This window comes from Bacillus sp. BACIII, from assembly GCF_057836745.1.
On the sequence record NZ_CM174437.1, the window covers coordinates 3,881,441 to 3,889,338 of the forward strand.

6 protein-coding genes are annotated in these 7,898 nt (G+C 45.3%); all 6 read left to right on the forward strand.

The genetic code is table 11. From position 1 onward, the window contains the following. Positions 1–73: 73 nt before the first annotated feature. The 6 genes from dnaN (at position 74) to gyrA (ending at position 7,602) form a co-directional block, all read left to right on the forward strand. Positions 74–1,210 carry a DNA polymerase III subunit beta gene (gene dnaN, locus ACXN9U_RS19220; RefSeq protein ID WP_060963791.1) on the forward strand — a complete coding sequence of 379 codons (1,137 nt, stop codon included), beginning with the start codon at positions 74–76 and terminating at the stop codon, positions 1,208–1,210. A 136-nt stretch (positions 1,211–1,346) separates the two neighbouring features. After that, on the forward strand, positions 1,347–1,562 hold the full coding sequence (gene rlbA / locus ACXN9U_RS19225) for a ribosome maturation protein RlbA (protein WP_004392910.1): 216 nt from the start codon (positions 1,347–1,349) through the stop codon (positions 1,560–1,562). 15 nt (positions 1,563–1,577) lie between these two features. Beyond that, the gene (gene recF / locus ACXN9U_RS19230) at positions 1,578–2,690 is read left to right on the forward strand and encodes a DNA replication/repair protein RecF (RefSeq protein WP_013350724.1); all 1,113 of its coding nucleotides are present in this window, start codon (positions 1,578–1,580) and stop codon (positions 2,688–2,690) included. Positions 2,691–2,707: 17 nt separating this feature from the next. Continuing rightward, the gene (remB, locus tag ACXN9U_RS19235) at positions 2,708–2,953 is read left to right on the forward strand and encodes an extracellular matrix regulator RemB (protein WP_004392908.1); all 246 of its coding nucleotides are present in this window, start codon (positions 2,708–2,710) and stop codon (positions 2,951–2,953) included. A 56-nt stretch (positions 2,954–3,009) separates the two neighbouring features. Continuing rightward, positions 3,010–4,926, forward strand: a complete 1,917-nt coding sequence (gene gyrB, locus ACXN9U_RS19240) for a DNA topoisomerase (ATP-hydrolyzing) subunit B (protein ID WP_060965087.1) — start codon at positions 3,010–3,012, stop codon at positions 4,924–4,926. 216 nt (positions 4,927–5,142) lie between these two features. Further along, entirely contained in the window at positions 5,143–7,602 is a 2,460-nt protein-coding gene (gene gyrA, locus ACXN9U_RS19245; RefSeq protein ID WP_060963789.1) for a DNA gyrase subunit A, read from the forward strand. Positions 7,603–7,898: the final 296 nt, after the last annotated feature.

A 7,898-nucleotide genomic window follows, 5' to 3' on the forward strand; every position in this document is an offset into this window, starting at 1 on the left:
AATCCACAGGCCCTACTATTACTACTGCTATTTTTAAAATATATTAATTATATTATCCGTTAGGAGGATAAACATGAAATTTACGATTCAAAAAGATCGTTTAGTTGAAAGTGTACAAGACGTTCTAAAAGCCGTTTCATCCAGAACTACAATTCCCATTCTCACCGGTATTAAGATCGTAGCCTCAGATGAAGGAGTATCTTTTACGGGAAGCGATTCTGATATTTCAATCGAGTCATTCATTCCGAAAGAAGAAGATGACAAAGAAATCGTGACGATTGATCAGCCGGGTAGTATCGTGCTGCAAGCGCGTTTCTTCAGTGAAATCGTTAAAAAACTGCCGATGGCGACGGTTGAAATGGAAGTTCAAAATCAATATTTAACAATTATCCGTTCCGGAAAAGCGGAATTTAATTTGAACGGTCTTGATGCAGATGAATATCCGCATCTTCCGCAAATCGAAGAGCACCATGCCATTCAGATTCCGACGGATCTTTTGAAAAACTTAATCCGTCAAACCGTGTTTGCTGTGTCCGCCTCAGAAACACGCCCTATCTTGACAGGTGTAAACTGGAAAGTGGAAAACGGTGAATTATTATGCACTGCCACGGATAGCCATCGACTTGCTTTAAGAAAGGCAAAGCTTGATATTCCGGAAGACAGCTCTTACAACGTCGTCATCCCCGGAAAAAGTTTAACCGAGCTGAGCAAAATTCTTGATGACAATCAAGAGCTGGTGGATATCGTCATTACAGAAACCCAAGTTCTGTTTAAAGCGAAAAACGTCTTGTTCTTCTCAAGGCTGCTTGACGGAAACTATCCGGATACGACCAGCTTAATTCCGCAGGAAAGCAAAACGGAAATCGTCGTGAACACAAAAGAATTTTTACAGGCGATAGACCGTGCTTCTTTATTGGCGAGAGAAGGCCGCAACAACGTTGTAAAGCTTTCTGCCAAACCGGCGGACTCGCTTGAAATTTCATCAAATTCTCCTGAAATCGGGAAAGTGGTCGAAGCTGTGCTCGCTGACCGGATTGACGGTGAGGAATTAAATATTTCATTCAGTCCAAAATATATGATGGACGCACTGAAAGTACTTGAAGGAGCGGACATCCGTATCAGCTTTACGGGAGCGATGAGACCGTTTCTTATCCGTACGCCGAATGATGAAACCATCGTTCAGCTCATCCTTCCGGTCCGAACGTATTAATCAAACAGAATGTGCTGCCGGCTTAGTTCGGCAGCACATTCTGTTCATCAGCCTGCTCCCTCAAGTTTTCCCTTTCCTTATTTCAGGATTTTTTAGTACAATTAGATATTAGTGATATTTGAAAGAGGTCGATATTATGGCAAATCCGATTTCGATTGACACAGAAATGATTACGCTTGGCCAGTTTTTAAAATTAGCCGATGTGATTCAGTCCGGCGGTATGGCGAAATGGTTTCTGAGCGAGCATGAGGTGACTGTCAATAATGAACCTGACAATCGCCGCGGCAGAAAGCTCTATGTTGGAGACGTGGTCGCGATTGAAGGATTTGGTTCATTTCAAGTCGTCAATTAAAGCGGGTGACAGCGGTTGTATATCCAAAATTTAGAATTAACATCCTACCGTAATTATGAGCGCGCTGAGCTTCAATTCGAAAACAAGGTGAATGTGATCATCGGAGAGAATGCCCAAGGCAAAACCAATCTGATGGAAGCCATCTATGTCCTTTCGATGGCAAAATCACACCGCACCTCAAATGATAAAGAACTTATACGGTGGGACGAAGACTATGCTAAAATAGAAGGAAGAGTGATGAAGCGCAACGGGGACATCCCGATGCAGTTGGTCATCTCCAAAAAAGGTAAAAAGGGCAAGGTCAATCACATAGAACAGCAAAAACTCAGTCAGTATGTCGGAGCGCTGAACACCATTATGTTCGCCCCGGAGGACTTAAATCTCGTCAAAGGCAGCCCGCAGGTCAGGAGGAGATTTCTTGATATGGAGATCGGGCAGGTTTCTGCCGTTTATCTGTATGATTTATCTCTTTATCAAAAAATCCTTTCCCAACGGAATCATTTTCTGAAACAGCTGCAAAGCCGGAAACAGACTGACCGGACTATGCTTGACGTTCTCACTGATCAGCTGATTGAGGCAGCCGCAAAAGTTGTCGCCAAACGTCTGCAGTTTACGGCGCAGCTTGAAAAATGGGCGCAGCCGATCCATTCGGGCATTTCCCGGGGGCTTGAGGAACTGACGCTTAAGTATCACACGGCGCTTGATGTATCAGATCCTAAAGATTTGTCGAAAATAGGTAACAGCTACCAGGAGTCTTTTTCGAAATTAAAAGAAAAAGAAATAGAACGGGGCGTCACCTTATTCGGACCGCATCGGGATGATGTCCTTTTTTATGTGAACGGACGCGATGTGCAGACTTACGGTTCGCAGGGACAGCAGCGTACGACGGCTTTGTCTTTGAAGCTGGCCGAAATAGATTTGATTCATGAAGAAATCGGAGAATATCCCATTTTACTTTTGGATGATGTACTAAGCGAGCTGGATGATTACCGCCAGTCCCATTTGCTTCATACAATCCAAGGCCGTGTGCAGACATTTGTCACCACGACGAGCGTGGATGGCATTGACCACGAAACCTTACATCAAGCAGGAATGTTCCGTGTGGAAAACGGTGCGTTAGTGAAGTGAAGAAATGAGGTGAGCGATTGTATATTCATTTAGGTGACGACTTTGTCGTTTCAACACGCGATATCGTCGGCATTTTTGACTGCAAGGTCAATGTATCGCCGATCGTTGAAGAATTTCTGGACAGACAGAAGGAAAAAGTAGTGCCGTCCGTAAACGGCACGCCAAAGTCTATCGTAGTCACGACTGAGAATATATATTACTCTCCCTTATCTTCCGGCACACTGAAGAAACGTGCGCAATTTATGTTAGAAATAGATTCTTAGCGGATCTTTACAATGAATATATCGTTTAAGAAAAGTGTAGGTGAATGTGCATGGCTATGGAACAGCAGCAAAATAGTTATGATGAGAATCAGATACAGGTATTAGAAGGTTTGGAAGCTGTTCGAAAGAGACCGGGGATGTACATCGGATCAACTAACAGCAAAGGCCTTCACCATTTGGTATGGGAAATCGTCGACAACAGTATTGACGAAGCCCTGGCCGGTTATTGTACAGATATTAACATCGTGATTGAGAAAGATAACAGCATTACCGTTACAGACAACGGGCGCGGAATTCCGGTCGGTATCCAAGAGAAGATGGGCCGCCCTGCGGTTGAAGTCATCATGACCGTTCTTCACGCCGGCGGTAAATTTGACGGAAGCGGATATAAAGTATCCGGCGGTCTTCACGGTGTAGGGGCGTCTGTCGTAAACGCCTTGTCGACCACTCTTGACGTTACGGTCCATCGTGACGGGAAAATCCATTATCAGGCGTATGAACGCGGTGTTCCGGCGGCTGATCTTGAAGTGATCGGTGACACTGACAAGACCGGGACGATTACGCACTTCGTTCCCGATCCGGAAATTTTCAAAGAAACAACTGTATACGACTATGATCTGCTTTCAAACCGTGTCCGCGAATTGGCCTTCCTGACAAAAGGCGTAAACATCACGATTGAAGACAAACGTGAAGGACTAGAACGGAAAAACGAGTACCACTACGAAGGCGGAATCAAGAGCTATGTTGAGTACTTAAACCGTTCCAAAGAAGTCGTTCACGAAGAGCCGATTTATATCGAAGGCGAGAAAGACGGCATTACGGTTGAAGTTGCATTGCAATACAACGACAGCTATACAAGCAATATTTATTCTTTCGCGAATAATATCAACACATACGAAGGCGGCACACACGAGGCCGGATTTAAAACCGGTCTGACCCGTGTCATAAACGACTATGCAAGGAGAAAAGGGATTTTCAAAGAAAATGATCCGAATTTAAGCGGGGATGATGTGAGAGAAGGGCTGACTGCCATTATTTCAATTAAGCACCCTGATCCGCAATTTGAAGGGCAGACGAAAACGAAGCTCGGCAACTCTGAAGCGAGAACGATCACTGATACGCTGTTTTCTGCTGCGCTGGAAACATTCCTTCTTGAAAATCCGGATTCAGCCCGCAAAATCGTTGAAAAAGGCTTAATGGCCGCAAGAGCGCGGATGGCGGCGAAAAAAGCGCGGGAATTGACCCGCCGCAAAAGCGCGCTTGAGATTTCCAATCTGCCGGGTAAACTGGCCGACTGTTCTTCTAAAGATCCTAGCATTTCCGAGCTCTATATCGTAGAGGGTGACTCTGCGGGCGGATCAGCGAAACAGGGACGGGACCGCCATTTCCAAGCCATTCTGCCGCTGCGCGGTAAGATTCTGAACGTTGAGAAAGCCAGACTTGATAAGATTCTCTCAAATAATGAGGTCAGATCAATGATTACGGCTCTCGGCACGGGTATCGGAGAAGATTTTAATCTTGAAAAAGCGCGTTATCATAAAGTAGTCATCATGACGGATGCCGATGTCGACGGCGCCCACATCAGAACGCTTTTATTAACGTTCTTCTACAGATACATGCGGGAAATTATTGAAAACGGCTATGTCTACATTGCTCAGCCGCCGCTTTATAAAGTGCAGCAGGGAAAACGGGTGGAATACGCTTATAACGATAAGCAGCTTGATGAGCTTTTAAAAGAGCTTCCGCAATCGCCTAAGCCCGGCCTCCAGCGTTATAAAGGTCTTGGAGAAATGAATGCGACTCAGCTTTGGGAAACGACAATGGATCCGGCGACCAGAACGCTTCTGCAAGTCAATCTTGAAGATGCGATGGACGCTGATGAGACGTTCGAAATGCTGATGGGCGATAAAGTAGAACCGCGCAGAAATTTCATAGAAGCAAACGCCAGATACGTGAAAAACCTTGATATTTAACCATGAAAGCCTTATTTTCGTTAAGAAATAAGGCTTTTTTCTCAAAGCGGCTTCAAGCAGCCTCTGAAAACCCGCAAAACCCGTATATTCTGCTAAATTAATGTGTATAAACACAAGTTTATTGATATAATGGAGAATAGTGAAATCGTATTGAAGATCATAATGGACAATCTACTCCCACATTATTTCATGTGATACTTCAGGGAGGTTTTTTTAATGAGTGAACAAAACACACCACAAGTACGTGAAGTCAATATCAGTCAGGAAATGCGGACATCCTTCCTGGACTATGCAATGAGCGTTATCGTATCCCGGGCGCTTCCGGATGTGCGTGACGGTCTGAAGCCGGTTCACAGACGGATTTTGTACGCAATGAATGATTTAGGCATGACCAGTGACAAACCATATAAAAAATCAGCCCGTATCGTCGGCGAAGTTATCGGTAAGTACCACCCGCACGGTGATTCAGCGGTTTACGAATCAATGGTCAGAATGGCGCAGGATTTTAACTACCGCTACATGCTTGTTGACGGACACGGCAACTTCGGTTCGGTAGACGGCGACTCTGCGGCTGCGATGCGTTACACAGAAGCGAGAATGTCAAAAATCGCAATGGAAATCCTCCGGGACATTACGAAAGACACGATTGACTATCAAGACAACTATGACGGTTCAGAAAGAGAACCTGCCGTCATGCCTTCGAGATTTCCGAATCTGCTCGTAAACGGGGCTGCCGGTATTGCGGTCGGAATGGCGACAAACATTCCCCCGCATCAGCTTGGAGAAGTCATAGAAGGCGTGCTTGCCGTAAGTGAGAATCCTGAGATCACAATCCAAGAGCTGATGGAATATATTCCGGGCCCTGATTTTCCGACGGCCGGTCAGATTTTAGGCCGGAGCGGCATCCGCAAGGCATATGAATCCGGACGGGGATCAATCACGATCCGGGCTAAGGCTGAAATCGAAGAGACATCCTCGGGAAAAGAAAGAATTATTGTTACGGAACTTCCTTATCAGGTCAACAAAGCGAGATTAATTGAAAAAATCGCAGATCTCGTCCGGGACAAAAAAATCGAAGGAATCACCGATCTGCGTGACGAATCCGACCGTAACGGAATGAGAGTCGTCATCGAGATCCGCCGTGACGCCAATGCTCACGTCATTCTGAATAACCTGTACAAACAAACGGCTCTGCAGACGTCTTTCGGAATCAACCTGCTGGCGCTCGTCGATGGACAGCCGAAGGTATTAAACCTGAAAGAATGTCTGGAGCACTATCTTGATCACCAAAAGGTCGTGATCCGACGCAGAACGGCTTACGAACTTCGTAAAGCGGAGGCGAGAGCTCACATTCTGGAAGGGTTAAGAATCGCTCTCGATCATTTAGACGCGGTGATTTCTCTTATCCGTAGTTCTCAGACGGCTGAAATTGCGAGAACGGGTTTAATCGAACAATTTTCACTGACTGAAAAACAGGCGCAAGCCATTCTGGACATGCGTCTTCAGCGATTAACCGGTCTGGAGCGCGAAAAGATCGAAGAGGAATATCAATCACTTGTTGCGCTTATCGCCGAGCTGAAAGATATTTTAGCCAATGAAGAAAGAGTGCTCGAGATCATCCGTGAAGAACTCAACGAAATCAAAGAGCGGTTCAATGATGAGAGACGCACTGAAATCGTGACGTCCGGTCTTGAAACAATTGAAGATGAAGATCTCATCGAGAGAGAAAACATCGTCATCACGCTGACTCATAACGGCTATGTTAAACGCCTCCCAGCGTCCACATACCGCAGTCAAAAACGGGGCGGAAAAGGCGTGCAGGGAATGGGAACGAATGAAGATGACTTTGTGGAACACTTAATTTCTACATCGACGCACGATACGATTCTGTTCTTCTCTAATAAAGGGAAGGTATATCGTTCAAAAGGATATGAAATCCCTGAATACGGCCGTACCGCAAAAGGCATTCCGATTATTAACCTCCTGGAGGTTGAAAAAGGCGAATGGATTAATGCCATTATTCCGGTCAGCACATTTGATGAGGAGCTTTACCTCTTCTTCACGACCAAACAAGGGGTGTCGAAACGTACGGCACTGTCCCAGTTTGCGAATATACGGAATAACGGGCTGATCGCTTTAGGTCTTCGGGAAGACGATGAACTGATGGCCGTCCGTCTGACTGACGGCAAGAAACAAATCATCATCGGAACGAAGAATGGCTTGCTGATCCGTTTCCCTGAAGAAGATGTAAGACAAATGGGACGCACCGCTGCAGGTGTTAAAGGCATTACGCTGACAGATGATGATGTCGTGGTAGGCATGGAGATTCTTGAAGAAGACTCCCATGTCCTCATAGTGACGGAAAACGGCTATGGCAAACGTACGCCGGCCTCAGAATACAGAGTCCAAAGCCGGGGCGGAAAAGGCCTTAAAACATGTAAAATCACTGACAGCAACGGTCCGCTAGTAACAGTAAAAGCCACAAGAGGCGAAGAAGACCTAATGATTATTACGGCAAGCGGCGTGTTAATCAGAATGGATATTAACGATATCTCCACTACGGGACGCGTAACACAAGGCGTCCGTCTGATCCGCATGTCCGATGAAGAGCACGTGGCCACTGTGGCGCTAGTGGAAAAGAATGAAGAAGAGCCGGAAGAAACGGAAGAAGAATAGATGAAAAAGCGCAGCTGTAACAGGCTGCGCTTTTTCTATATAAAGAAACGAAAAAAGCTTTGACACACAACGATGATGCTGATATAATTCTTTTTGTTGTCTTTTCAACACAAAGACAGTCTGCTGAAAAAGTTTTTTAAAAAAGTATTGACCTATCAAACTGAAAATGTTATGATTAAGAGGTCGCTTCGAGAGAAGTGAAAAAAGTTCTTTGAAAACTAAACAAGACAAAACGTACCTGTTAATTCAAAGTTTTAAATAAATCGCACAGTGATGTGCGTAGTCAGTCAAACTAC

Bases quoted from the DNA above. Each gene is read 5' to 3' on its own strand.
- dnaN (WP_060963791.1), top strand. From the start codon at position 74: ATGAAATTTACGATTCAAAAAGATCGTTTAGTTGAAAGTGTACAAGAC.
- rlbA (WP_004392910.1), top strand. From the start codon at position 1,347: ATGGCAAATCCGATTTCGATTGACACAGAAATGATTACGCTTGGCCAG.
- gyrB (WP_060965087.1), top strand. From the start codon at position 3,010: ATGGAACAGCAGCAAAATAGTTATGATGAGAATCAGATACAGGTATTA.
- gyrA (WP_060963789.1), top strand. From the start codon at position 5,143: ATGAGTGAACAAAACACACCACAAGTACGTGAAGTCAATATCAGTCAG.